This window comes from Acidaminobacter sp. QWL-03, assembly GCF_058683855.1.
The window spans coordinates 2,296,342-2,320,983 of record NZ_CM178752.1 but is presented as its reverse complement, the minus strand read 5'-3'; the positions used below and the strand labels follow the sequence as shown (position 1 = coordinate 2,320,983).

At 48.6% G+C, this 24,642-nt stretch carries 24 protein-coding genes, 1 tRNA gene and 2 other annotated features (1 of these 27 only partly in view); all 25 genes read left to right on the top strand.

The genetic code is table 11. The features are described 5' to 3' along the window. Positions 1–53: a binding site (T-box leader), on the top strand (it extends 168 nt beyond the left edge of the window). 50 nt (positions 54–103) lie between these two features. The 25 genes from proS (at position 104) to fusA (ending at position 24,624) form a co-directional block, all read left to right on the top strand. Further along, positions 104–1,549 carry a proline--tRNA ligase gene (proS, locus tag AC4PHM_RS11030; RefSeq protein WP_492017817.1) on the top strand — a complete coding sequence of 482 codons (1,446 nt, stop codon included), beginning with the start codon at positions 104–106 and terminating at the stop codon, positions 1,547–1,549. Position 1,550: 1 nt separating this feature from the next. Next, positions 1,551–1,859 carry a cysteine-rich small domain-containing protein gene (locus AC4PHM_RS11025; RefSeq protein WP_492017816.1) on the top strand — a complete coding sequence of 103 codons (309 nt, stop codon included), beginning with the start codon at positions 1,551–1,553 and terminating at the stop codon, positions 1,857–1,859. A 50-nt stretch (positions 1,860–1,909) separates the two neighbouring features. Continuing rightward, on the top strand, positions 1,910–3,385 hold the full coding sequence (gene gltX, locus AC4PHM_RS11020) for a glutamate--tRNA ligase (protein ID WP_492017815.1): 1,476 nt from the start codon (positions 1,910–1,912) through the stop codon (positions 3,383–3,385). Between the two features lie 15 nt (positions 3,386–3,400). Then, positions 3,401–4,798: a cysteine--tRNA ligase gene (cysS, locus tag AC4PHM_RS11015; protein ID WP_492017814.1), complete on the top strand. Its 1,398-nt coding sequence runs from the start codon at positions 3,401–3,403 to the stop codon at positions 4,796–4,798. Beyond that, entirely contained in the window at positions 4,795–5,379 is a 585-nt protein-coding gene (locus tag AC4PHM_RS11010; protein ID WP_492017813.1) for a Mini-ribonuclease 3, read from the top strand. The genes cysS and AC4PHM_RS11010 overlap by 4 nt, the downstream gene beginning before the upstream one ends. A 2-nt stretch (positions 5,380–5,381) precedes the next feature. Further along, complete coding sequence (locus tag AC4PHM_RS11005; RefSeq protein ID WP_492017812.1) at positions 5,382–5,696, top strand: hypothetical protein; 315 nt, start codon at positions 5,382–5,384, stop codon at positions 5,694–5,696. Further along, positions 5,696–6,454: an FAD-dependent thymidylate synthase gene (thyX, locus tag AC4PHM_RS11000; RefSeq protein ID WP_492017811.1), complete on the top strand. Its 759-nt coding sequence runs from the start codon at positions 5,696–5,698 to the stop codon at positions 6,452–6,454. Before AC4PHM_RS11005 ends, thyX begins: the two co-directional genes overlap by 1 nt. A gap of 12 nt (positions 6,455–6,466) precedes the next feature. Beyond that, a complete protein-coding gene (gene rlmB, locus AC4PHM_RS10995) occupies positions 6,467–7,210 on the top strand; it encodes a 23S rRNA (guanosine(2251)-2'-O)-methyltransferase RlmB (RefSeq protein WP_492017810.1) in 744 nt (247 codons plus the stop codon). A gap of 46 nt (positions 7,211–7,256) precedes the next feature. Then, entirely contained in the window at positions 7,257–7,763 is a 507-nt protein-coding gene (locus AC4PHM_RS10990) for an NYN domain-containing protein (protein ID WP_492017809.1), read from the top strand. 59 nt (positions 7,764–7,822) lie between these two features. Next, complete coding sequence (gene sigH / locus AC4PHM_RS10985) at positions 7,823–8,467, top strand: RNA polymerase sporulation sigma factor SigH (RefSeq protein ID WP_492017808.1); 645 nt, start codon at positions 7,823–7,825, stop codon at positions 8,465–8,467. Positions 8,468–8,507: 40 nt separating this feature from the next. After that, positions 8,508–8,583, top strand: a tRNA-Thr gene (locus AC4PHM_RS10980). Between the two features lie 84 nt (positions 8,584–8,667). Beyond that, positions 8,668–9,861: an elongation factor Tu gene (tuf, locus tag AC4PHM_RS10975; RefSeq protein ID WP_492017801.1), complete on the top strand. Its 1,194-nt coding sequence runs from the start codon at positions 8,668–8,670 to the stop codon at positions 9,859–9,861. Positions 9,862–10,088: 227 nt separating this feature from the next. Further along, positions 10,089–10,238, top strand: a complete 150-nt coding sequence (rpmG, locus tag AC4PHM_RS10970; RefSeq protein ID WP_300689785.1) for a 50S ribosomal protein L33 — start codon at positions 10,089–10,091, stop codon at positions 10,236–10,238. A gap of 37 nt (positions 10,239–10,275) precedes the next feature. Beyond that, positions 10,276–10,479: a preprotein translocase subunit SecE gene (gene secE / locus AC4PHM_RS10965; protein WP_492017807.1), complete on the top strand. Its 204-nt coding sequence runs from the start codon at positions 10,276–10,278 to the stop codon at positions 10,477–10,479. Positions 10,480–10,542: 63 nt separating this feature from the next. After that, entirely contained in the window at positions 10,543–11,064 is a 522-nt protein-coding gene (gene nusG / locus AC4PHM_RS10960) for a transcription termination/antitermination protein NusG (RefSeq protein WP_492017806.1), read from the top strand. 100 nt (positions 11,065–11,164) lie between these two features. Continuing rightward, positions 11,165–11,590 (top strand): 50S ribosomal protein L11, encoded by a 426-nt coding sequence (gene rplK, locus AC4PHM_RS10955; protein WP_300689793.1) that lies wholly within the window; start codon positions 11,165–11,167, stop codon positions 11,588–11,590. Positions 11,591–11,642: 52 nt separating this feature from the next. Continuing rightward, a complete protein-coding gene (gene rplA, locus AC4PHM_RS10950) occupies positions 11,643–12,335 on the top strand; it encodes a 50S ribosomal protein L1 (protein WP_492017805.1) in 693 nt (230 codons plus the stop codon). 58 nt (positions 12,336–12,393) lie between these two features. Continuing rightward, positions 12,394–12,524, top strand: a sequence feature (ribosomal protein L10 leader region). Between the two features lie 22 nt (positions 12,525–12,546). Further along, entirely contained in the window at positions 12,547–13,047 is a 501-nt protein-coding gene (gene rplJ, locus AC4PHM_RS10945) for a 50S ribosomal protein L10 (RefSeq protein WP_492017804.1), read from the top strand. A gap of 64 nt (positions 13,048–13,111) precedes the next feature. Further along, a complete protein-coding gene (rplL, locus tag AC4PHM_RS10940) occupies positions 13,112–13,477 on the top strand; it encodes a 50S ribosomal protein L7/L12 (RefSeq protein WP_300689797.1) in 366 nt (121 codons plus the stop codon). Positions 13,478–13,858: 381 nt separating this feature from the next. Further along, the gene (gene rpoB, locus AC4PHM_RS10935; RefSeq protein ID WP_492020498.1) at positions 13,859–17,545 is read left to right on the top strand and encodes a DNA-directed RNA polymerase subunit beta; all 3,687 of its coding nucleotides are present in this window, start codon (positions 13,859–13,861) and stop codon (positions 17,543–17,545) included. A gap of 23 nt (positions 17,546–17,568) precedes the next feature. Next, positions 17,569–21,084: a DNA-directed RNA polymerase subunit beta' gene (gene rpoC, locus AC4PHM_RS10930; protein WP_492017803.1), complete on the top strand. Its 3,516-nt coding sequence runs from the start codon at positions 17,569–17,571 to the stop codon at positions 21,082–21,084. A gap of 127 nt (positions 21,085–21,211) precedes the next feature. Then, entirely contained in the window at positions 21,212–21,463 is a 252-nt protein-coding gene (locus tag AC4PHM_RS10925; RefSeq protein WP_092593493.1) for a ribosomal L7Ae/L30e/S12e/Gadd45 family protein, read from the top strand. Between the two features lie 20 nt (positions 21,464–21,483). After that, entirely contained in the window at positions 21,484–21,903 is a 420-nt protein-coding gene (gene rpsL / locus AC4PHM_RS10920; protein ID WP_092593491.1) for a 30S ribosomal protein S12, read from the top strand. Positions 21,904–22,026: 123 nt separating this feature from the next. After that, a complete protein-coding gene (gene rpsG / locus AC4PHM_RS10915) occupies positions 22,027–22,497 on the top strand; it encodes a 30S ribosomal protein S7 (RefSeq protein ID WP_300689811.1) in 471 nt (156 codons plus the stop codon). 60 nt (positions 22,498–22,557) lie between these two features. Continuing rightward, complete coding sequence (gene fusA, locus AC4PHM_RS10910; protein WP_492017802.1) at positions 22,558–24,624, top strand: elongation factor G; 2,067 nt, start codon at positions 22,558–22,560, stop codon at positions 24,622–24,624. Positions 24,625–24,642 lie beyond the last annotated feature (18 nt).

Genomic DNA, 24,642 nt, shown 5'->3' with positions numbered 1-24,642 from the left:
GCCTGCATGACGGCTGTGTTAATTAGAGTGGTACCGCGGATTCCGCCTCTAGCTTAAGAGGCGGTTTTTTAATTTTTTGACAAAGATTCATAGGAGGCTCATCATGGCAAAGAAAGAGATGGAATTTGTAAAAGAAATTACACGCATGGAGGACGACTTCGCCCAGTGGTATACAGATGTTATTCTGAAAACGGAACTGGTGGATTATTCTCCGGTCAAAGGCTTTATGGTCATCCGCCCCTACGGCTACGAGATCTGGGAGAACATCCAGGCATTCCTGGACAAACGGTTTAAGGATACCGGCCACAAAAATATGTACTTCCCGCTGCTGATCCCAGAGAGTCTCCTGAACCGTGAAAAAGAGCACGTCGAAGGCTTTGCGCCGGAGGTTGCCTGGGTGACCCACGGCGGCAAGGAAGAGCTCGCTGAGCGGCTTTGTGTGCGCCCGACTTCAGAGACCATTATTTGCTCAATGTATTCCAAATGGCTGCAGTCTTACAGAGACCTGCCTTACCTCTACAACCAATGGTGCTCCGTCGTCCGCTGGGAAAAGTCGACTCGGCCGTTCCTGAGAACCTCCGAGTTCCTCTGGCAGGAAGGTCATACCCTTCACGAGACCTATGAAGAGGCACAGGACGAGACGATTCAAATGCTGAACATCTATCGACAAATGGCGGAAGAGCTTCTCGCGATTCCAATGGTATCAGGCCGAAAAAGCGAAAAGGAAAAATTCGCCGGCGCTTATGCCACTTATACCATTGAAGCATTGATGCACGATGGCAAAGCCCTTCAATCCGGAACCTCCCACAACTTGGGTCAGCACTTCACTAAAGCTTTTGAAATTCAGTACCTGGGCAGAGGCGGGGAGCTGGAGTTTCCGTTCCACACCTCCTGGGGCGTATCGACGCGCCTGATCGGAGGCTTGATTATGGTTCACGGCGACAACCGCGGCCTGGTCATGCCGCCGCGTGTGGCGCCAACTCAAGTTGTGATCATTCCTATTGCCCAAAACAAGCCAGGTGTCCTCGACAAGGCCTATGAACTCAAAGCGGCGCTGGTTGAGCGCGGGATTCGCGTTGAGTTGAATGACGACACCAACTATACACCGGGCTGGAAGTTCAATGAATACGAAATGAAGGGCGTGCCGCTTCGTATCGAGATTGGTCCAAGAGACATCCAAAACAACCAGGCTATGGCTGCCAGACGTGACACCCTCGAAAAAGCGCCAATTTCTCTGGATGGATTTGCGGACAACGTCGTTGGTATGCTGGACACTATCCACAATGACATGTTTGAAAAGGCGAAAAATCATCGCGACAGTATGACCTTTGTCGTGGAGGATTATGAAGAATTCAAAAGCCGCATGGCGACCACAGCCGGCTTCGCGAAGGGCATGTGGTGCGGTGAGCGCGAATGCGAGGACAAAATCAAGGCGGATACGGCGGCGACCATTCGCTGCATGCCGTTTGAACAGGAAGACCTTGGAGCCGTCTGCCACTTCTGCGGCAAACCGGCGAAGCACATGGTCTACGTAGCTAAGGCGTATTAAAATGGACGGGGGCTCAAAAGGTCTAAGGGGTGGCCTGGAAACTCAGAACTACCGGCGTGTGACGCATCGCAGCTGTGAATTCTTTCCCTGTCATAAAGGTGTGCCCGAAGAGACTTATAACTGTCTGTTTTGCTTTTGTCCGCTTTATCTGTTGAAAGATCAGTGCGGCGGGAATTTCAGATATCTCAAGAACGGCATCAAGGATTGCACCAACTGTTCAGTCCCACACGGACCGGACAGCTATGACAGGATTATGGAAAAGATGGGTCTGGTCATGGAAGGCGCGAAAATGCTGCCGGAAGACCTCTAATTATGATATGATTAAGAAATCGAAATCAGATAAAATCAGGAGGGATGACCATGACGGTAAGAGTGCGCTTCGCGCCAAGCCCGACAGGCTATGTCCATATTGGCAGTCTTAGAACTGCGCTGTATAATTTTATGTTTGCAAAAAAGAGCGGCGGCAAATATATTCTCAGAATTGAGGATACCGACCAGACTCGTCTGGTTGAGGGCGCTGTCGAAGGGATGCTGACCGCTATGGACTGGGCTGGGCTCCATCATGATGAAGGTCCGTTCCTCGAGGCAGGCTCGGTGGTTCAGAAGGGCGAGTTCGGTCCGTACGTCCAGTCTGAACGTCTTCACATTTACAGGCAACATGTTGAGACGCTGCTCGACAACGGCCATGCTTACCCATGCTTCTGCAGCAAGGAGAGGCTGGATGATCTCAGAGAAACCCAAAAGATCGAGGGCAAGATCACGCGCTATGACGGCCTTTGCCGCTCCGTTCCATTGGAGGAAGCCCGCCGCAGAATTGAAAACGGCGAGTCGCACGTCATCCGTCTCAAGCTTCCGGCGGATCTCGATATTTCCTTTGAAGACATCGTACGCGGCCGTGTGACCGTGAACACGAATGACATGGACGATCAAGTGCTTATGAAAGCCGATGGTTTTCCGACCTACCACATGGCGGTTGTCATAGATGATCACAATATGGGGATCACGCATGTCATACGCGGTGAGGAATGGCTGCCGTCCACGCCTAAGCACATCTTCCTGTATGAAGCATTCGGATGGAAAGCGCCGGAACACGTTCACCTTCCAAACATTCTTAATCCCGACAAGAAGAAGCTGAGCAAACGCCAGGGCGACGTCGCCGTAGAGGACTTCCAGCGTAAGGGTTATCTCCCGGAAGCTCTGGTCAACTACATCGCTCTCCTGGGCTGGAGTCCGGAGGGCAACGAAGAAAAGATGTCCATGGCTGAAATGGTCGAGAAGTTTTCTTTAGAGCGCGTGTCCAAATCCGGCGCTGTCTTTGATGTCCAAAAACTGAACTGGATGAATAGTCTCTATATTAAGGAAATGCCGCTGGAGACTCTGGTAGATTATTGTATGCCATACTTTATAGAAAAGGGTTATGTCGATCCGGGCTGCGAGCACGGTCGTGCTTTTGCGGCTGACATCGTACGTATTTCGAAGGATTCCATGAATTACCTGGCGCAGAGCACGGATCTTGTGCCGCTGTTCAGGGCTAAAACGGTTGAGCCGGAAGACGAGGAAACACTTGAAATGTTGAAGCAGCCACATGTGGTGGAGATGCTGGGTGTCTTCAAAGGTCTGGTTGAAGCCGCTGATACAGTGGATCCTGTGTTTGCCAAACAAGTTTTCAAGGATGTCCAGACGGCGACCGGCTTTAAAGGAAAGGCGCTCTTCATGCCAATCCGCGCCGCGATTTCCGGACAGCTTCATGGACCGGAAATGGTGGATCTGATGACGATCCTTGGGAAAAAGCGCCTGATTTCAAGGGTTGAAGACGCCATTGCAAGACTTTCGTAAAGGGGTGAAGATCAGATGAAGCTGTACAACAGCCTTACCCGAAAAAAGGAAGAGTTTGTCCCCATTGAAGAAGGCAAAATCCGCATGTACGTCTGTGGACCAACGGTCTATAACTTTTTTCATATTGGCAACGCGCGACCATTCCTGATTTTCGACACGTTCAGACGCTATATGGAATACAGGGGTTATGAGGTCAATTATGTTCAGAATTTTACAGATGTAGATGATAAAATCATCAGACGCGCTCAGGAAGAAGGTCTGGAGAGTCTGGAAATCAGTGAGAAATACATTGAAGAATACTTCAAGGACGCTGATGCGCTGGGCATTCGAAGGGCTACACATCATCCAAAGGTGACTGATACCATTCCGGACATAATCGCTTATGTTGAAAAGCTGATTGAAAAAGGCAATGCCTACGTTTCGGGCGGAGATGTGTACTATGACACGTCGACGTTCGAGACTTACGGCAAGCTTTCCGGTCAGAGCCTTGATGATCTGGAGGCAGGCGCGCGAATTGAAGTAAATGAGCAAAAAAAGCATCCAGCCGACTTTGTGCTCTGGAAGGCCAAAAAGCCCGGTGAACCGAGCTGGCTCAGCCCTTGGGGTGAAGGGCGTCCCGGCTGGCATATTGAATGCTCCGTCATGAGCACAAAATTTTTAGGTGAAACCATTGACATTCATGCCGGGGGTCAGGACTTGATCTTTCCTCATCATGAGAACGAGATCGCCCAGAGCGAAGCTTATTCGGACAAGCCTTTCGCCCATTACTGGATGCATAACGGCTATATCAATATCAACAACGAAAAAATGTCCAAATCCAAAGGGAATTTCTTCACGGTCAGGGATATTCTGGCGCAGTATGAAGCTGAAGTTCTCAGATTTTTCATCCTCTCGGCGCAGTACAGAAACCCAATCAATTTCAGCGAAGAACTCATCATGCAGGCTTCAAGCGGCCTTGAGCGCCTTTACAATGCCAAGGAGAATCTGCTCTATGCCATGGAAACCGGCGGCGAGGCACCTTTGACAGTCACAGAGATCGAGATTCTCTCCGGCCTCAGACGCCACAAGGAGCGCTTTATTGAAGCTATGGATGACGACCTCAATACTGCAGACGGCATTTCGGCGATCTTCGAACTCGTGCGGGACATCAACACCAACCTTCAGGATGCACCTACCCGTACTTTCGCTGAGAATGCCTATAAACTTCTGATGGAACTGTCAGGTGTTCTGGGGATTCTTGGCAGGGAAAAGGGCGGCCTTGACGCACAGGTGGAGTCCATGATCGCCGAGCGTCAGGAAGCCAGAAGGAACAAGAATTTCTCCAGATCTGATGAGATCAGGGATGAACTTAAAGCTATGGGCATTGTGCTCGAGGATACACCTCAAGGTGTAAAATGGTCAAAAGTCAAATGATGAGAAATAAAAGCGAGTCTGCCGGGAATCCTGCCCGGCAGACGGTCGAAAATCTGTATGAAGTGGGAAACGAGGCTGGGGTAATGGAAACCATCGGCAGCATGAAACGGTTTTTGGGGTTGATGGGCATTACCGAAAAGGAAATGCGGGATTTAAAGATGGCTAATCCCCTGGTACTGGCGTTTATTGGGGACGCGGTCTATGAACACTATGTCCGCATGGCCGTGATTCATAAGACCAAAGGCGGCCTTCATCTGCTTCACCGTCAGTCAACGCGCTATGTGCGTGCAACGGCGCAGGCGTATGTTGTCAAGAATCTGGAGAATTTTTTGACGGAAGAGGAACGCGACATGATTCGAAAGGGGCGCAACCAGAAGGGGCACAGCGCACCTAAAAATACGCAGACCTCAGATTACCGTCTTGCGACCGGCTTTGAGACGCTGATTGGTTATCTGAGCCTCAGAAAGGACTCAAAGCGGCTGGAAGAGGTCGTGGCTAAATCCATGGAAATTATCGACCAGTGCTCGGTTCAGTCTGCCAAGGCGACGCACGGTGCTGAAGCAGCTGATGAGGAGCGGTAGGCATGAAAAAAACTCTGACACGTTATGAAAAGATGTTGTTCCTCCTTTTGGCAGTTTCTCTGGCGCTGCTGGTCGTCAAGTCCGCTTTTTTGGATTCTGTTGCGCTTCAGTCGCCCGAGGTGGAGGCCTTCAGGCAGGAAACCATAGACTCTCTCGAGGTGCCTCCGCTAAAAATCGTGAGGATGGTCAAGTTTGAGGAGATCGTCTCTGAAGGTCAGCCAGCTTACAAAGGAAAATTCAGGAAATATCTGTTCGGGGTTATGCCCTATGGTGACTATATTGCCATTAAAACCATCCAGACGGGAGGAAATCCATAATGCATGTTGAACTTTTGGCGCATACGCCGGAGCCTGAAAGGGTTGTTGCGGCGGCGGCCAAACTGTGTTACTCGAGAACCGGCGCGTCTGATTTGGCGGGAACCCTCGATCCGGAGTCGATTTCGAAGTTTTTGACAATTCTTGGAGAACTCGGTCACGAATCCCCAATTGAACACATGTCCTTTACCTTTGCCGTTGAAGGCGTCAGCCGGGTGCTGACCCATCAGCTGGTCAGGCACAGGATCGCGTCTTACTCCCAGCAGTCCCAGCGCTACGTCCGGCTCGATCATTTTGAGTACATTACACCGCCGGAAATTGCGCAGGATGAAGCGGCCACCAGGTTGTTCCAGGCGTCCATGACGTCGGCTCAAAAGGCTTATGACGAGCTGGTTGAGATCTTGAAGCCCAAAATTGAGGCCAGGATGCTCGCTGAAGGGGTTTCTCCGAAAAAGGCGGCATTAAACGCTGAGAAAGCAGCTATTGAGGATGCGCGGTTCGTCTTTCCCAATGCCTGTGAGACAAAAATTGTCGTGACTATGAACGCCAGGAGTCTGATGAACTTCTTCAGGCATCGCTGCTGTGAGCGCGCACAGTGGGAAATCAGGGCGCTGGCTACAGAAATGCTTCGCCTGGTGAAACAAGTGGCGCCAAATGTCTTTGCGAGTGCTGGACCGGCTTGTGCCAGCGGACCTTGTTCAGAGGGCGTCATGACCTGTGGGAAAATAGTGGAAATTCGCGAAAAATTTAAACAATTGTAAGTTGGAGGCGCTATGAGCGATATTATTGAGGGCCGCAATCCGGTCATAGAGGCATTAAAGGCAGGCAGGGAAATTGACAAGATTCTGGTCGCTGAAGGCGCAGCAGAAGGCTCTGTCAAAAAAATTCTCGCCATGGCGAGTGAAAAGAATATTATTATTCAGAAAGTCGCGCGGGCTAAACTGGATCAGATCTCGACTTCGGACAGTCATCAGGGTGTGATCGCTTATGTCGCTGCCTATGATTATTCGGATCTTGAAACAGTCCTCGATCAGGTCGAAGCACGGGGTGAGAAGCCTTTTGTGATTTTATGCGATGAGATTACAGACCCTCACAATCTCGGGTCGATTATTCGGACTGCGGACGCGGTTGGCGCTCATTGCGTTGTAATTCCAAAACGGCGCTCCGTTGGCTTGACGGCGGTAGTCGCCAAGACCAGTGCAGGTGCACTTGAATATGTGCCGGTTTGCAGAGTGACAAATTTAAGCCAGAGCATTGAGATGCTCAAAAAGAGAGGGCTGTGGATCGCGGCTGCTGAAATGGAGGGCAGTGTTGCCCATTTCGACGCGGATTTGACAGGAAGCATTGCCCTTGTCATAGGCAGTGAAGGTCAGGGCATCAGCCGCCTGGTTAAGTCTCACTGTGATTTTCTCGTGCAAATTCCCATGAAGGGAAAAGTCTCTTCGCTGAATGCCTCTGTGGCTGCTTCCATTCTGATGTATGAAGTGTTCAGACAGCGCTATGGAAAACAGACCTAAGTTACCAAGACAAAACAAAAGGCTGATAGGGAGAAATAAATTCTTAATGCTGGATGGCTACAACGTCATTCACGCTGTAGAACGCTACAAATCGCTGTCCAGGGCGTCTCTTGAATCTGCCCGCTACGCCCTTCTGGATGATCTTGTCGATTACCAGGCGTTCACTGGAGATGCTGTGGTGGTTGTCTTTGATGCATACACCTCCAAGGGCAAAAAGATCAAACGTGAGATGTTCAAAGGGGTTGTTGTGATCTATACTAAGGAGCATCAAACGGCTGACAGCTATATTGAATCGGAAGTGGAACGTTTAGTTCAAGACCCCAAGCATCTTGTTCGCGTAGTCACTTCGGACTGGGCTGAACAGCAGGTGGTCATGGGAAGCGGTGCGGTCAGAATGACGCCGCGCGAGTTCTGCTTTGAACTGGAACGGGTACGGCAGGCAATCCAGGAACGTCTGCCCAAGCAGGTTAAAACAGGGGATTCTATAGAGGCGCAGCTTTCCGGCGAAGCAAAAGCACTTTTGGATACCATTCGAAAAGGGAATAAATCTTGACGTGACAATTCTGGATCAGGTATAATGAAAAAGACGGCATATTGCAGGGGGCAAAGTTTATGGAGATCTATTCTCGGTTTGAAGAGGTGTCCGACCTGGACAGCTGCCATGAGGAAGATATTGTGGCGCTTGCCAGAACTGGTGATGCCAAAGCCCAGGAATATCTGATCAAGAAGTACAAGAACTTTGTCCGCGCCAAAGCCCGAACTTATTTTTTAATAGGTGCGGATCGGGAAGACATTATCCAGGAAGGCATGATTGGACTGTTTAAAGCCACTCGTGACTACAGGCCGGGCAGAATGTCATCCTTCCGTGCATTTGCCGAATTATGCATTACAAGGCAGATTATTACTGCCATCAAAACTGCGACGCGGCAGAAGCACATTCCGCTGAACAGTTACGTTTCCCTGAATAAACCCATCTATGATGAGGAATCTGAGCGCACGCTGCTGGATGTTCTGTCAGGTAAAGTCATTTCAAATCCTGAGGAATTATTGATCTCAAGGGAAGAGTTCGACAGTATTGAGGCGAAAATTGGCGAGGTCCTCAGCGAGCTTGAATGGCAAGTCCTCATGTTTTATCTTCAAGGAAAATCCTATCAAGAAATTGCGGAAGACCTTGACAGACATGTCAAATCCATAGATAATGCTTTACAGAGAGTGAAACGCAAACTTGAAAAGTTTCTTCAGGAAGAAAAGAATTAGTTTCCTAGTCTCTCAAAACGATTTATTGGTGATCTTTCGTGCCCATGTAGCTCAGGAGGTAGAGTGTCGCCTTGGTAAGGCGGAGGTCGGCGGTTCAAGTCCGCTCGTGGGCTCCACAATAGTTTAAGTCACCAATGAATCGCGTTGTTGTTTAAAGTCATCTAAACTGTGAATGCATACAAAAAGGAGGAACTCCGTAAATGGGTAAGCAAAAGTTTCTTAGAAACAAGCCGCACGTCAACATCGGAACAATTGGTCACGTTGACCACGGTAAGACGACGCTGACTGCAGCAATCACAAAAGTTCTCTTTACAAAATATGGCCTTGGCGAAGAAGTCGCATTCGACAACATCGACAAAGCACCAGAAGAGAGAGAGCGCGGCATCACAATTTCAACTGCACACGTTGAGTACGAGACGCCTAACCGTCACTACGCTCACGTTGACTGCCCAGGCCACGCCGACTATGTCAAGAACATGATCACAGGCGCAGCGCAAATGGACGGTTCCATCCTGGTTGTATCCGCAGCAGACGGCCCAATGCCGCAAACGCGCGAGCACATCCTGCTTGCACGTCAGGTAGGCGTACCATACATTGTCGTCTTCCTCAACAAGTGCGACATGGTTGATGACGAAGAGCTCCTCGAGCTCGTCGAGATGGAAGTTCGCGACCTTCTCAACCTGTATGAGTTCCCTGGCGACGACACACCGATCATCCGCGGCAGCGCGCTGCTTGCACTTGAAGATCCAACTTCTTCATGGGCAGAGAAGATCGTCGAAATGTTCGAAGTCATCGACACTTACATTCCAGAGCCACAGCGCGACGTCGACAAGCCGTTCCTGATGCCTGTCGAGGACGTTTTCTCCATCACTGGCCGCGGTACAGTCGCAACAGGCCGTATCGAACGTGGTATTATCAAGGTTCAGGAAGAAGTTGAAATCGTCGGCCTTGCAGAAGAGAAACGCAAAGTTGTCGTTACAGGCGTAGAGATGTTCAAGAAGCTCCTCGACGAAGGTCGTGCGGGCGACAACATCGGCGCACTGCTTCGCGGCGTACAGAGAACAGAGATCGAGCGCGGTCAGGTTCTTGCAAAGCCGGGTTCAGTCAACCCACACACTGAGTTCGAAGCGCAAGTTTACGTCCTTAAGAAAGAAGAAGGCGGCAGACATACACCGTTCTTTAACGGCTACAGACCGCAGTTCTTCTTCAGAACGACAGACGTTACCGGTTCTGCACACCTTCCTGCAGGCGTAGAAATGTGTATGCCTGGCGACAACATCGAGATGACGATCACTTTGATCTCACCTATCGCTGTTGAAGAAGGCCTCAAGTTCTCCATTCGTGAGGGCGGCCGTACGGTTGGCGCTGGTTCCGTTATCAAGATCATTAAGTAATTAAGAAACCTAAAAGATAAAATAGGGTCATGCGGAAAGAGCCAGGCTACCTGGCTCTTTCAAATTCTCAGGGAACTTCGGAGCCGATTCAAAGGCTCTTTCTTTGTCGTGCTTCTCGTTTTAAGGTTGACACAGAATTTAAACTGTGATAGATTAATTCAGTACTGCTACACTGGAGAAGAGTGCGCTCTTAAATATAATAAACAAACCTATAGGAGGTGTTTTAGGTGAGACTCAATATTACTTTGGCTTGCACAGATTGTAAACAGCGTAACTACAATACGTCCAAGAACAAGAAGAATGATCCGGACAGACTTGAAATCAAAAAGTACTGCAAGTTCTGCAAGAAACACACGGCACACAAGGAAACGAAGTAATGCTTCGCTTCGATTATAAACGTGAAGGTGTGATTAGATGACAACACAATCAAATCCTACAGCGAAGAAGAGCTCTGCATTCTTCAAAGGTGTCAAGGCGGAATTGAAGAAGGTCAACTGGCCAAATCGAAAAGACATGATCTCCTATACTTCAGTGGTAGTAGTCATGTGTATATTGATGGCTGTGTTTCTTTGGGCAGTCGACTCAGTGTTTACTTCCGGACTGAATCTGTTCCTCTAGGATCTTGGAAGGATAAGTTGAAGGAAGGGGGGCAGAGGTTGTTTAAAGACAACCGGTCGTATTATGTCTGAAAGAGCAAAGTGGTACGTTGTCCATACGTATTCGGGACACGAAAACAAAGTTAAGGCCAATATCGAAAAAATCGTTGAAAACCGCGGCATGGATGACATAATCCTCGAAGTCGCCGTTCCAACCGAAGACATTACTGAGATCAAAAATGGCAAGAGAAAGACGAAGTCCCGTAAGATTTTCCCCGGATATGTCCTCGTGAAAATGTTCATGACGGATGAATCATGGTATGTCGTGAGAAATACACGCGGCGTTACCGGATTTGTGGGTCCGGGCTCGAAGCCTATCCCGCTGACGGAAGATGAAGTCAGGAAAATGGGGATCGAAAAACACAGAGTCGTTCAAGTGGACTATAAAAAAGGTGATGTGGTTCAGGTGATTTATGGTCCGTTCCAGAATTTCTCCGGCGCCATAGAGGAAATTCATCCTGAAAAGCAGACCGTCAAAGTGAGAATTGAGATGTTTGGCCGTGAAACACCGGTTGAACTCGAATTCGATCAGATTGAAAAGCTTTAACCGGCTTTTTATATAAGATGGATCGTCAGAAACTTTATGCGGCTGGTGATTTCATCCAGTTCATGAACTGACATCTTTTCATCAAGGAGGTGTAATCAAGATGGCTAAAAAAGTAACAGGTATGGTCAAACTTCAGATTCCTGCAGCTAAAGCAACCCCGGCTCCGCCAGTTGGTCCGGCGCTTGGTCAGCACGGCGTCAACATCATGCAGTTCTGTAAGGACTTCAACGCAAGAACTGCTGATCAAGCGGGTCTTATTATCCCGGTTGTAATCACGATTTACCAAGACAGATCTTACTCTTTCATCACTAAAACACCGCCGGCTGCTGTCCTCATCAAAAAGGCATGCAATATCGAAAGTGGCTCAGGTGTACCTAACAAAACAAAAGTTGCGAAGATTTCCAAGGACCAGGTTCGTCAAATCGCTGAGCAGAAAATGCCAGACCTCACTGCCGGCAGCATAGAAGCTGCAATGAGCATGGTCATGGGTACTGCCCGAAGCATGGGCGTCGTTGTCGAGGAGTAATCCCTGACAATCAGTGGGAGGATATCCGCTAAAACCACGAGGAGGAAAAAGAATGGCTAAAGTTGGAAAACATTATGCCGAGGCTGCAAAGTTGATCGAAGCTGGCAAGCTTTATGATGTGGATGAGTCTATTTCACTCGTCAAAAAGCTCGCTCGCGCTAAATTCGATGAGACTGTTGAAGTTCACGTCAAGCTTGGTGTTGACGGCCGTCACGCGGACCAACAGGTTCGTGGCGCAGTAGTACTGCCGCACGGTATCGGTAAAACTAAGAAAGTCCTTGTCATTGCAAAAGGCGAAAAGGCAGTCGAGGCTGAGAATGCCGGTGCTGATTTCGTCGGTGCTGAAGACATGATCAACAAAATTCAGAATGAAAACTGGTTTGACTTTGATGTCATGGTTGCAACACCTGACATGATGGGTCTCGTCGGCCGTCTTGGCCGTGTGCTCGGTCCTAAAGGACTCATGCCAAACCCTAAATCCGGCACCGTCTCTTTTGACATCGCTCGCGCTGTCAACGAGATCAAAGCTGGTAAAGTTGAGTATCGACTTGACAAGACGAACATTGTTCACGTTGTCATCGGTAAAATTTCATTCGAAGACGAGAAACTCGTCGAAAACTTCCGTGTTATTATGGATGCGCTGATTAAAGCGAAGCCAGCAGCTGCCAAAGGTACTTACCTGCGCAGTGTCACGGTTGCAAGCACTATGAGCCCGGGCATTCGCATCAACGCTGCGAAGCTGTAATCTTGGGGTTGACGGATCACTTTTCAAGTGATACAATACCCGAGGACTCAGTACCGGACAACCAATCGAATATCCACCGTAGACAGTAGGTGCCTTAGCGCTTAATATCCTACCGAGGTCAATTATAGAGCAGCTCAGTTTTGCTTTTAACCTCTCTTGTCTACGGAAGAGAGGTTTTTTGTTCCAGATAAGTCACAGAGGAGGTGGACTGATGTCTAATAACTTTGACAAAAAGAAGATAATCGTCGAGGAAATCAAAGAAAAATTTGAACAAGCTAAATCGGTCGTCATAGTTGACTACCGCGGCCTCAAAGTTGAGGAAGCAACTGAGCTTAGAAAAATTTTCAGAGAAGCTGGCGTCGATTATAAAATTTACAAAAACAACCTTGTTAAGCTCGCGCTCGAAGGTACTGCTTTCGAAACGCTGGCGAATGATCTCACAGGCCCGAACGCTATTGCATTCGGCTATGGTGATCCGGTTGTTCCAGCGAAGATTCTGAAAGATTTCGCAAAAGATCATAAGAATCTTGAGCTTAAGTCAGGTGTCATTGAGAGCACTTACTATGATCTCGACGGTATTAAGGCTATCGCTGATATCCCATCACGCGAAGTGCTCATCGCGAAATTCCTTGGCAGTATCAAATCGCCTGTTTCCAATTTTGCTTACCTCTTGCAGAACATTATCGACAAGCAAGAAGGCAAGTCTGCTTAATCCAAAACCTGGCCGGAGATTCCCGGCCGCATCCTGAAACATTAATCTATGGAGGTGTACCTAAATGGTAACTAAAGAGCAAATTATTGAAGCAATCAAAGGTATGACTGTGCTCGAACTTAACGAGCTTGTCAAAGCATGTGAAGAAGAATTCGGCGTTTCTGCATCTGCTCCAGTTGTTGTCGGTGCTGCTGCTGCTGGTCCTGTTGTAGAAGAGAAGACTGAGTTTGACGTCATTCTTGCTGCTGCAGGCGCAAAGAAAATCGAAGTTATCAAAGTTGTCCGCGAACTTACAGGCCTTGGTCTCAAGGAAGCAAAAGACCTTGTCGACAACGCTCCAAAGCCAGTTAAAGAGCAACTTCCTAAAGAAGAAGCTGACAAAGTTAAAGCTGCCCTCGAAGGCGCTGGCGCTACTGTCGAACTCAAGTAATAAAGCTAGAGTCATCAAGGGATTGTCCTGCTCGTTTGTGCGGCCGGACGATCCCTTGTTTTCGCTTGAAGCAGTTGAAAAACACTGCCGGCTTGCCGATGGTACCGGGATCAACACCGTGTATCAGATTCGGCGGTTTGTTTTTGAGCAGCTTAGGTGGCTTCGAACAAAAGACAGCGCAAAAATTTCCTCTGCGGACTATTCTGTTGTTGACTTCGATAATTCACTGTGCTATTATTTTATAATGCCATAAGTATGTAAGTAAAATGTCATTGTTAAGATGGCGTTTTATCGTTATTTTTTGTTAAACGCCAGATTTAGCTTATAAAACGTTGTTATCCATTGTATTCTGTCTGACTATTAATGAGGGGTGAAGACTTGATGCCACAGCCTATACAACTCGGGAGCAAGACGAGAATGAGTTTTTCTACGATTGGCAAGCTGATTGACATTCCGAATCTGATTGAGATTCAAAAGAAGTCATTTCAGTGGTTCCTCGAAGAAGGCCTTATGGAGGCCTTTGAGGATATTTCTCCAATCCAGGATTACACCGGGAATCTCGTTCTGGAATTTATTGATTACGAGTTGGAAAAAGAATCCAAGTATGACGTAGAGGAATGTAAGGAACGGGACGTAAACTATGCGGTTCCGCTCAAAGTCCAGGTCCGTTTCGTCAACAAGGAAACCGGAGAAGTTAAAGAGCAGAAAGTCTTTATGGGCGATTTCCCACTCATGACAGACAAAGGTACGTTTATTATCAATGGCGCGGAACGTGTCATTGTTAGCCAGCTCGTCAGATCTCCGGGAACTTATTACGATATGAAGCTGGATAAAGTGGGTACAAAACTGTATTCCACAACGGTGATTCCTAACCGCGGCGCATGGCTGGAATACGAAACGGATTCCAATGATGTTCTCTCGGTCAGAATCGACCGCACCAGAAAACTTCCTATGACAATTCTGATCAGGGCATTAGGTTATATTACGGACCAGGAAATCATTTCCATGTTTGGAGAGGATGAAAGACTTCTCAAGACATTGGATAAGGACAGCACGCGCTCAGAGGAAGAAGCGCTGCTCGAAATTTACAAGAAACTCCGTCCGGGTGAACCGCCAACCGTGGACAGTGCCAGAAGCCTGATTCAGTCCTTGTTCTTTGATGACAAGCGATATGATCTTGCAAAAGTTGGCAGATATAAGTTTAATAAAAAACTCGGAATCAGCAATCGTATAGAAGGGGCCATTGCCGCCCACGATATCATTGATCCGAACACCGGCGAGCTATTGCTGGAAAAAGATCAGAAAATCAGTCGACAAAAGGCATTTGCCATTGAAAATTCAGGCATCCGTTTTGTGGACGTGTACGCTGAAGATGATAAAATCGTCCGAGTCGTCGGCAACCGATTTGTTGATCTTAAAGCGTTTGTGCCTAACATTACAGGCATTAATGTACCAGACAAGGTTTATTACCCGGTCTTAATGGATATCCTCAATCAGGCATCTACTGAAAACGAAATTATGGAAGCTGTCCGTGAGAGACTTAAAGAACTGTCTCCAAAACATATCATTGTAGATGACATTCTCGCGTCCATCAGCTACATTCTGAATGTGGCACATGGTATCGGTGATGTAGATGATATCGACCACTTGGGCAACCGCAGAATTCGTTCAGTTGGCGAGCTCTTGCAGAACCAGTTCAGAATTGGCTTGTCCAGGATGGAGCGCGTCGTTCGCGAGAGAATGACCATTCAGGATATGGAGACCATTACACCGCAGGCACTGATCAATATTCGTCCTGTAGTCGCTTCCATTAAAGAGTTTTTCGGCAGTTCACAGCTCTCTCAGTTCATGGACCAAACGAACCCGCTTGCAGAACTGACTCACAAGCGCAGACTGTCTGCTCTGGGCCCTGGCGGTCTCTCCAGAGAACGTGCAGGCTTCGAAGTCCGGGACGTCCACCACTCTCATTACGGCCGCATGTGCCCAATCGAGACGCCGGAAGGTCCGAACATAGGCCTGATCGGTTCCTTAAGCACGTATGCGCGTATAAATGAGTATGGTTTTATTGAATCGCCTTATCGCATAATCGACAAAGAGAACAATGTTGTCACGCAAGAGGTGGTTTATTTTACAGCGGATACTGAAGAAAAGTTCATCATAGCTCCGGCAAATGAAAGACTGAATGAGAACAGCTTTTTTGAGAACACGTCCGTCGTTTGCCGCAGAAAAGCGGACATTAAACTCTTCCCTTCAACGGAAGTAGATTTAATGGAAGTTTCGGCACAGCAAATGGTTTCTGTCGCAACGGCTATGATTCCATTCCTTGAGAACGACGACGCCAACCGGGCCCTGATGGGTTCCAACATGCAGCGTCAGGCAGTACCGCTTGTCGTGACACAGGCGCCTATCATTGGTACGGGCATTGAGTATATCGCGGCGAAGGATTCAGGCGTCGTTGAAATCGCTCAAAAAGATGGCATGGTACAGTTCGTGTCCGCGGATGAGATCATCATTAAGTGTGATGACGGCTCGAAAGAAAAACACAAGCTTCTCAAATTCAAGCGTTCCAACCAAGGCACCTGCATCAATCAAAAGCCGTTGGTTATGAAGGGTGCGCGCGTTCAGGCCGGAGACATAATCGCAGATGGCCCGTCTACGGACGAAGGCGAGATAGCGCTTGGCGCAAACCTTCTGATTGGATTTATGACATGGGAAGGTTATAACTACGAGGATGCTATTTTGCTTAGCGAAGAACTCGTCAAGTATGATGTTCTTTCTTCCATTCATATTGAAGAATATGAAGCAGAAGCCAGGGATACGAAGCTGGGCCCAGAAGAGATCACCAGAGACATTCCAAATGTCAGTGATGATGCACTTAAAAATCTGGATGAGCGCGGTATTATCCGGATTGGGGCTGAGGTCATTTCCGGGGACATCCTCGTCGGCAAAGTGACACCAAAAGGTGAAACGGAATTGACGGCTGAGGAACGTCTCCTCAGAGCGATCTTTGGAGAAAAGGCACGTGAAGTCCGGGATACATCTCTGCGCGTTCCGCATGGCGAGTCTGGCATTATTGTCGACGTTAAAGTCTTTACCCGTGAAAATGGGGACGAGCTGCCTCCGGGTGTCAATATTCTCGTCAGAGTCTATATTGCCAAGAAGAGAAAGATCAGCGTCGGTGATAAAATGGCCGGCCGTCACGGCAACAAGGGTGTTATTTCAAGAATTCTGCCTGAAGAAGATATGCCTTTCCTCGAAGATGGCACACCGCTCCAGGTTGTCCTTAATCCCCTCGGTGTACCTTCACGTATGAATATCGGCCAGGTCCTTGAAATTCACTTGGGTCTTGCCGCTAAGAAACTCGGTTGGAAGATTGCTACTGCAGTGTTCGACGGTGCCAACGAGATTCAGATCATGGATATTCTCGAGCAAGCCAACTATCCGCGCGACGGCAAACTGCGCGTGAGAGACGGACGTACAGGCGACTTCTTCGACAACAGCGTCACCGTTGGCTACATGTATATGCTTAAACTTCACCACCTTGTCGACGACAAGATCCACGCCAGAAGCACAGGTCCTTACTCACTCGTCACACAGCAGCCGCTTGGTGGTAAAGCACAGTTTGGCGGCCAGCGATTTGGTGAAATGGAAGTTTGGGCACTCGAAGCCTATGGCGCAGCACACACACTTCAGGAGATCCTCACGGTCAAGTCAGACGACGTCGTAGGACGTGTCAAAGCATACGAGGCCATTGTTAAAGGTGAGAACATTCCTGAACCGGGTATTCCAGAGTCCTTCAAAGTACTTATCAAAGAGCTCCAGTCCCTGGCGCTCGATGTGAAGGTGCTGAGAGACGATGCCGGTGAAATTGAAATCCGCGAAGATGATGACGACGGCATGATGCTTCACAGCGAGCTGCTTGAAGATGAGTTGCCGCAGCATGATCTCTACATCCGCGAGGATGCGCAGCGCGAAGTGAGCGAAGGCTACAGCGAAGCTTCGATTTACGATGATGAGGATGAAGATCTCGGCACGCAGGACGAAGATCTCTTTGACAACGAAGACTGATATCCGAAGGGAGAGGAATGCCCTTGCTAGAGTTTACGAATTTTGATTCAATCAAAATTGGGCTGGCTTCACCGGACAAGATCCGTTCTTGGTCCAAGGGTGAGGTCAAAAAACCGGAAACGATTAACTACAGAACCTTAAAGCCTGAAAAAGAGGGGCTGTTCTGTGAGAAAATATTTGGACCTACAAAAGACTGGGAATGTCATTGCGGCAAATATAAGCGCGTTCGTTACAAGGGTGTCGTCTGTGACCGCTGTGGCGTCGAAGTTACAAAAGCGAAGGTCAGACGCGAGAGAATGGGCCACATTGAACTCGCGGCGCCTGTTTCCCATATCTGGTACTTCAAAGGAATTCCTTCGAAAATGGGGATTCTGCTTGACATGTCTCCGCGTTCCCTGGAAAAAGTACTTTACTTTGCGTCTTATATAGTAACGGATCCGGGTGAGTCCGGGCTGGCCTATAAGCAGCTGCTCTCAGAGCGCGAGTATCAGGAAAACCGCGACAAGTTCGGAAATCTCTTCAAAGCGGCAATGGGAGCTGAAGCGATACAGGAAATTCTCATGAAGATCGACTTGGTTGAGCTCAGCAAAGAGCTTCGCGCCAGACTTGAAGACAGCACGGGCCAAAAGCGCATCCGCGCCATCCGACGTCTTGAAGTTGTCGAAGCCTTTAGAAAGTCCGGCAATGATCCTACATGGATGATTCTGGATGTCATCCCTGTCATCCCGCCGGATCTTCGGCCTATGGTTCAGCTCGACGGCGGCAGATTTGCAACGTCCGACCTGAACGACCTTTACCGTCGGGTCATAAACAGAAACAATCGTCTGAAGCGCCTCCTGGAACTCGGCGCTCCGGACATTATCGTACGAAATGAAAAACGCATGCTTCAGGAAGCGGTCGATGCGCTGATCGACAACGGCAGAAGGGGCAGACCAGTCACCGGTCCCGGCAACCGTCCGCTTAAGTCTCTGTCTGACATGCTGAAGGGCAAACAGGGACGATTCCGTCAGAACCTGCTCGGCAAGCGTGTTGACTATTCAGGCCGTTCGGTTATCGTCGTCGGTCCGGAACTCAAGTTCTATCAGTGCGGCCTGCCAAAGAAAATGGCCCTCGAATTGTTCAAGCCTTTTGTCATGAAGCGCCTTGTCAAGGAAGGGTACGTCCATAACATCAAGAGCGCCAAGCGTATGGTAGAAAGAATACGTCCGGAAGTTTGGGACATTGTCGAAGATGTCATCAAAGATCATCCGGTTCTTCTGAACCGCGCACCGACGCTGCACAGACTTGGTATTCAAGCGTTTGAGCCGGTCCTTGTTGAAGGCAAGGCGATCAGACTTCATCCGCTTGTTTGTACGGCGTATAACGCTGACTTTGACGGCGACCAAATGGCAGTTCACGTACCGCTGTCTGTTGAGGCTCAAGCTGAAGCAAGATTCCTGATGCTGTCTGTCAACAATATTCTGGCTCCAAAAGACGGATCACCTATTACGACGCCTACCCAGGACATGGTTCTCGGTGCTTACTATCTCACTGTAGACATCGATGGCGATAAAGGCGAAGGGTCCGTTTACAAAGATTTTGACGAGATGATGCTGGCTTACGAGAATAAAGCTGTCAGCCTTCACGCGAAGGTCAGACTTCGCAGGTTTGACGCGATTACCGGAGAGCCGATTCTGATCGAAAGTACAGTCGGCCGATTTATCTTTAACGAGAAGGTCCCTCAGGATCTCGGATTTGTAAACCGTGCCCAGGATCCAAATGCCCTTGAAATCGATTTCCTCTGTACCAAGAAGAAACTCGAAGAGATCATCGGCAAATGCTTTAAAAAACATGGCAATACAATCACCGCCAACATTCTCGACCACATGAAAGAAATGGGCTTCAGATACTCAACAAAGGGTGCGATTACCATTTCGGTTTCTGATATGGACATTCCTAAGGAGAAGTGGGAACTCGTCAACGAAGCCAGAGTCATGGTTGATAAATATCAGAAAGCTTACAGACGCGGACTGATTTCGGATGAAGAACGCTATGAGAAAGTCATCGAGACTTGGACCAAGACTACGGACGATGTTACAGAAGTCCTGATGGACAGTCTTGACCGTCTCAACAACGTTAAAATCATGGCGCACTCCGGTGCCCGCGGAAGTAAAAACCAGATCCGACAGCTTGCGGGTATGCGTGGTCTGATGGCCAATGCTCTCGGCCGTACGGTTGAGATTCCGATTGTTTCTAACTTCCGTGAAGGTCTGACGGTACTTGAGTACTTTATTTCCACGACCGGTGCTCGTAAAGGTCTTGCGGATACAGCACTTCGTACGGCGGACTCCGGATACCTGACCCGGCGGCTTGTCGACGTCAGCCAGGATGTCATTGTACGGGATATCGATTGCGGGACAACTTCCGGCATTTGGGTCACGGCCTTCAAGGATGGCAATGAAGTGATTGAATCACTTGAAGAACGCGTCATGGGCAGATATCCGGCAGTGGATATTCTTCACCCAGAAACAGGTGAGCTCCTCGTTTCTGCGGACACCATGATTCAGGATGAGCACGCGGAAATGATTGTCAAAGCCGCTCTTGACAAGGTCTATGTAAGAACAGTCCTGACCTGTGAAACGCCTTATGGCGTTTGCAGCAAGTGCTACGGCATCAACCTGGCGACAGGAAAATCGGTCAACGTCGGCGAAGCGGTAGGTATTATCGCAGCCCAGTCGATTGGTGAGCCGGGTACGCAGCTGACAATGAGAACCTTCCATACCGGCGGCGTTGCCGGCGGCGACATTACACAAGGTCTCCCGCGTGTTGAGGAATTATTTGAAGCCAGAAAGCCGAAAGGCCAGGCGGTTATTGCCGAGGTCGACGGGGTTGTTGCTTTCAGAGAATCCAAAAAGAAACGTGAAGTTGTTATTACGCGTGAAGATGGTGAGCAAAGCATCTCTCAAATCGTCTTTGGATCACGCATAAAAGTCAAGGAAGGCGACAGAGTCGTAGCCGGAGATCTGATTACGGAAGGCTCTATCAACCCACACGACCTGCTTAGAGTCGTAGGTGTTCGTGGCGTTCAGGAATACATTACTAAGGAAGTACAAAGAGTTTACCGTCTGCAGGGCGTTGATATCAACGACAAACACATTGAGATCATAGTTAAGCAGATGCTTTCAAAAGTCAAGATAGATGATCCGGGTGACTCACTCCTGTTGCCGGGCGGCGTCAGCAGCTATCGTGATTTTCTCGATGAAAACGAGAAAATCGAGGCAGCGGGTGGCACACCTGCAACCGGAAGCCGCACACTGCTTGGTATTACCAAAGCTTCCCTGGCAACTGAATCCTTCTTGTCCGCAGCCTCCTTCCAGGAGACGACGCGTGTTCTGACTGAAGCGGCTATTAACGGAAAAGAAGATCGATTAATAGGACTGAAGGAAAATGTCATTATTGGCAAGCTGATCCCGGCAGGTACAGGCATGAAAAAATACCGCGAAATCGCGATCCAGCCACCCATTTTAAATGAAGACGCTGCTGACGACATGGATTTTTAGCAGAATCTTTCACCGCGACAGACCTGTCAACTCACGATAAATAGTTGACAGTGTCTGTACTCGGTGTTAAAATGATTGAGTGCGCATGTGAGCGAGTTCCCAAAGACTAGAATGGGAGGCCACCCTCATGCTGGAGATTGCCTCAGGTTACAACCTGCGTGTCGGCGTCAAACAGTCATATAAAGCCGTTACCAGCGGAAAGGCAGTCGTGTTGTATATTGCCAAAGATGCTGAACAGCATGTCATTCGGCCCTTGGTTGAATTGGCAGCTCAGTTTTCAGTTCCGATCGAATATATCGATACAATGAAAGAACTTGGAAAAGCGTGTAAAATTGACGTTGGTGCTGCGACAGCAGTTTTAATGAATCAAGAATCATAATTCTGGAAGGAGGTGCAAGAATGCCAACAATTAACCAATTAATCCGTAAGGGCAGAGAGAAAGTTGAATACAAATCTACTTCGCCTGCGCTTCAAAGAACGTTCAACACCCTTAGAAAAGCGGCTGTTGAGCAAAGTTCGCCACAAAAGCGCGGCGTTTGTACATCTGTTAAGACTGTAACGCCTAAGAAACCTAACTCAGCGCTCAGAAAAGTTGCGAGGGTCAGACTTTCCAATGGTATGGAGGTTACTGCCTACATCCCTGGTGTCGGTCACAACCTGCAAGAGCACAGTGTTGTCCTCATCAGAGGCGGTAGGGTAAAAGACCTGCCAGGTGTGCGTTACCATATCGTCCGTGGCGTTCTCGATACATCTGGCGTTGCAAATCGTCAGCAGTCGAGATCCAAATACGGTGCAAAGAGACCTAAGAAGAAAAGCTAATCATTGACGACCAAAGATGCCTCTTCCGACTCGGGAGAGGCTTTATATAAGTCGATTAGCGCACAACGGCATATTAATTATGTCGAGTACCGATGAAAGAATTATTTTAAGGAGGGAAGTATCGTGCCTAGAAAAGGAAATGTACCAAAAAGAGAAGTGTTGCCTGATCCAGTATACGGCAGCAAGGTCGTCACGAAACTCATCAACACCATCATGTATGACGGTAAGCGCGGCACTGCACAGCGTATCGTCTATGATGCATTTGAGATCGTAGCGGAGAAAACTGGCCGGAATGCACTCGAAGTCTTCGAAGAGGCGCTCGGAAACATTATGCCGGTCCTCGAAGTCAGAGCTCGACGTGTCGGCGGTTCCAACTATCAGGTGCCGGTTGAAGTTCGTCCGGAAAGAAGACAGACACTTGGCCTCAGATGGTTGATCACTTATTCCCGCAAGCGCGGCGAAAAGACCATGACGGACAAACTCGCTAAAGAGCTTCTTGATGCTGCGAGCAATACCGGCGCATCTGTCAAGAAGAGAGAAGACACTCACAAAATGGCTGAAGCTAATAAGGCGTTTGCGCATTACCGTTGGTAATACGCAAACACCTTCCCTTATTGGATTGGATTTGCACCACCTTGGTGAAGGAGGACTCATATGCCAAGAGATTTTACTCTTGAAATGACTAGAAACATTGGCATCATGGCCCATATTGACGCAGGAAAAACAACGACGACGGAGCGTATTCTTTACTATACAGGAAAGACGCACAAAATCGGCGAAGTTCATGACGGCGGCGCTACTATGGACTGGATGGAACAAGAACAGGAGCGCGGAATTACTATTACTTCCGCAGCGACGACTTGCCAATGGAGAGACCATCGTATAAACGTTATTGATACACCGGGACACGTTGACTTTACAGTCGAGGTTGAGCGTTCACTTCGCGTTCTGGACGGAACCGTTGCGGTTTTCTGTGCAAAAGGCGGCGTAGAACCACAATCTGAAACTGTATGGCGTCAGGCAGTGCGTTATGGTGTACCTAGAATTGCCTACATCAACAAAATGGATATCACAGGCGCTAACTTTGAGCGTGTTGTCGGCATGATGCATGACAGACTTCACGCCAATGCGGTACCTATTCAGCTTCCTATTGGCGCTGAAGACAAATTCACAGGCATCATCACGCTGATCGACATGAAAGCGCACATCTACAAGGACGACCTTGGTACAGAAGTCGACATCATTGAGATTCCGGCTGAGTACATGGATATGGCTGTTGAAGCCAGACTGAAAGTCGTTGAAGCTGTTGCTGAAGGTGACGAAGAACTCATGATGAAATACCTTGAGGGTGAAGAATTTACCCACGAGGAGATCATGAGAGGCCTTCGTCTTGCGACGATCAACAACCTCGTCGTTCCAGTCCTCTGCGGTTCTTCCTATAAGAACAAGGGCGTACAGCTGATGCTGGATGCTGTTGTCGACTTCCTCCCATCTCCGCTCGATATCGCTGCTATCAAAGGCGTTGATATGGACGGCGAAGAGGACTCACGTCCTGCGTCTGACAGCGAGCCGTTTTCTGCGCTTGCATTTAAGATCATGACGGATCCTTATGTAGGCAGACTGTCATTCTTCCGCGTTTACTCCGGTACACTCCAGTCCGGCTCTTATGTCTATAACTCAACAAAGGGCAAAAAAGAGCGTATCAGCCGTATTCTGCAAATGCATGCCAACAAGCGTGAAGAGATTGAAATGGTTTATTCAGGAGACATTGCTGCTGCTGTCGGTCTCAAGTTCACAACGACTGGCGACACACTTTGCGACGAGAGCAAGCCAATCATTCTTGAGTCCATGGACTTCCCGGATCCGGTTATCCGTGTTGCTATCGAGCCTAAAACAAAGGCTGGACAGGAAAAGATGGGCATTGCGCTTTCAAAGCTTGCTGAAGAAGACCCTACTTTCAAAACTTATACAGATGAAGAAACCGGTCAGACAATTATCGCGGGCATGGGTGAACTCCACCTCGAAATCATCGTCGACCGACTTCTCAGAGAGTTTAAAGTTGAAGCCAATATTGGTGCGCCGCAGGTTGCTTACAAAGAAACCATTTCCGGTTCTGCTGATATTGACCACAAATACTCCAAGCAATCCGGCGGTCGTGGTCAGTACGGTCACGTTAAAATCCGTGTTCGTCCTAACCAGCCAGCAGTTGGCTACACCTTTGAAAGCACCATTACCGGCGGTACTATTCCTAAAGAATACGTTGAGCCGGTCAACCAGGGTATTCAAGGTTCACTTTCCAACGGCGTTCTCGCCGGCTTCGAAGTCGTCGACATTCATGTTGAATTGTATGACGGTTCTTACCATGAAGTTGACTCCTCGGAAATGGCGTTTAAGATTGCCGGTTCCATGGCTGTCAAGGAAGCACTCAGGAAAGCTAATCCGATCCTGCTTGAGCCATATATGAAGGTTGAAGTTACAGTTCCTGAAGAATATCTTGGCGACGTTATGGGTGACCTCAACTCTCGCCGTGGTAAACTTGAAGGCATGGAAATGGTTCATGGCAACCAAGTCATCAGAGCGCATGTTCCACTTTCTGAAATGTTCGGTTATGCAACTGACCTGCGTTCAGCATCTCAGGGCCGAGGCAACTATGTCATGGTCTTCAGCCACTATGAGCAGGTTCCAAACAGTATTGCCGAAAAGGTTATGGGCAAGAAGTAATTAAGACTAATTCCGTCG

Excerpts from the sequence above, each read along its gene's own strand:
- rplL (WP_300689797.1), top strand. The coding sequence starts at position 13,112 with ATGGTAACTAAAGAGCAAATTATTGAAGCAATCAAAGGTATGACTGTG.
- AC4PHM_RS10925 (WP_092593493.1), top strand. The coding sequence starts at position 21,212 with ATGCTGGAGATTGCCTCAGGTTACAACCTGCGTGTCGGCGTCAAACAG.
- rpoB (WP_492020498.1), top strand. The coding sequence starts at position 13,859 with ATGCCACAGCCTATACAACTCGGGAGCAAGACGAGAATGAGTTTTTCT.
- rplJ (WP_492017804.1), top strand. The coding sequence starts at position 12,547 with ATGTCTAATAACTTTGACAAAAAGAAGATAATCGTCGAGGAAATCAAA.
- gltX (WP_492017815.1), top strand. The coding sequence starts at position 1,910 with ATGACGGTAAGAGTGCGCTTCGCGCCAAGCCCGACAGGCTATGTCCAT.
- cysS (WP_492017814.1), top strand. The coding sequence starts at position 3,401 with ATGAAGCTGTACAACAGCCTTACCCGAAAAAAGGAAGAGTTTGTCCCC.
- rplK (WP_300689793.1), top strand. The coding sequence starts at position 11,165 with ATGGCTAAAAAAGTAACAGGTATGGTCAAACTTCAGATTCCTGCAGCT.
- rplA (WP_492017805.1), top strand. The coding sequence starts at position 11,643 with ATGGCTAAAGTTGGAAAACATTATGCCGAGGCTGCAAAGTTGATCGAA.
- secE (WP_492017807.1), top strand. The coding sequence starts at position 10,276 with ATGACAACACAATCAAATCCTACAGCGAAGAAGAGCTCTGCATTCTTC.
- AC4PHM_RS11010 (WP_492017813.1), top strand. The coding sequence starts at position 4,795 with ATGATGAGAAATAAAAGCGAGTCTGCCGGGAATCCTGCCCGGCAGACG.
- rlmB (WP_492017810.1), top strand. The coding sequence starts at position 6,467 with ATGAGCGATATTATTGAGGGCCGCAATCCGGTCATAGAGGCATTAAAG.
- rpsL (WP_092593491.1), top strand. The coding sequence starts at position 21,484 with ATGCCAACAATTAACCAATTAATCCGTAAGGGCAGAGAGAAAGTTGAA.
- AC4PHM_RS10990 (WP_492017809.1), top strand. The coding sequence starts at position 7,257 with ATGCTGGATGGCTACAACGTCATTCACGCTGTAGAACGCTACAAATCG.
- AC4PHM_RS11005 (WP_492017812.1), top strand. The coding sequence starts at position 5,382 with ATGAAAAAAACTCTGACACGTTATGAAAAGATGTTGTTCCTCCTTTTG.
- tuf (WP_492017801.1), top strand. The coding sequence starts at position 8,668 with ATGGGTAAGCAAAAGTTTCTTAGAAACAAGCCGCACGTCAACATCGGA.
- sigH (WP_492017808.1), top strand. The coding sequence starts at position 7,823 with ATGGAGATCTATTCTCGGTTTGAAGAGGTGTCCGACCTGGACAGCTGC.
- thyX (WP_492017811.1), top strand. The coding sequence starts at position 5,696 with ATGCATGTTGAACTTTTGGCGCATACGCCGGAGCCTGAAAGGGTTGTT.
- proS (WP_492017817.1), top strand. The coding sequence starts at position 104 with ATGGCAAAGAAAGAGATGGAATTTGTAAAAGAAATTACACGCATGGAG.
- fusA (WP_492017802.1), top strand. The coding sequence starts at position 22,558 with ATGCCAAGAGATTTTACTCTTGAAATGACTAGAAACATTGGCATCATG.
- AC4PHM_RS11025 (WP_492017816.1), top strand. The coding sequence starts at position 1,551 with ATGGACGGGGGCTCAAAAGGTCTAAGGGGTGGCCTGGAAACTCAGAAC.
- nusG (WP_492017806.1), top strand. The coding sequence starts at position 10,543 with ATGTCTGAAAGAGCAAAGTGGTACGTTGTCCATACGTATTCGGGACAC.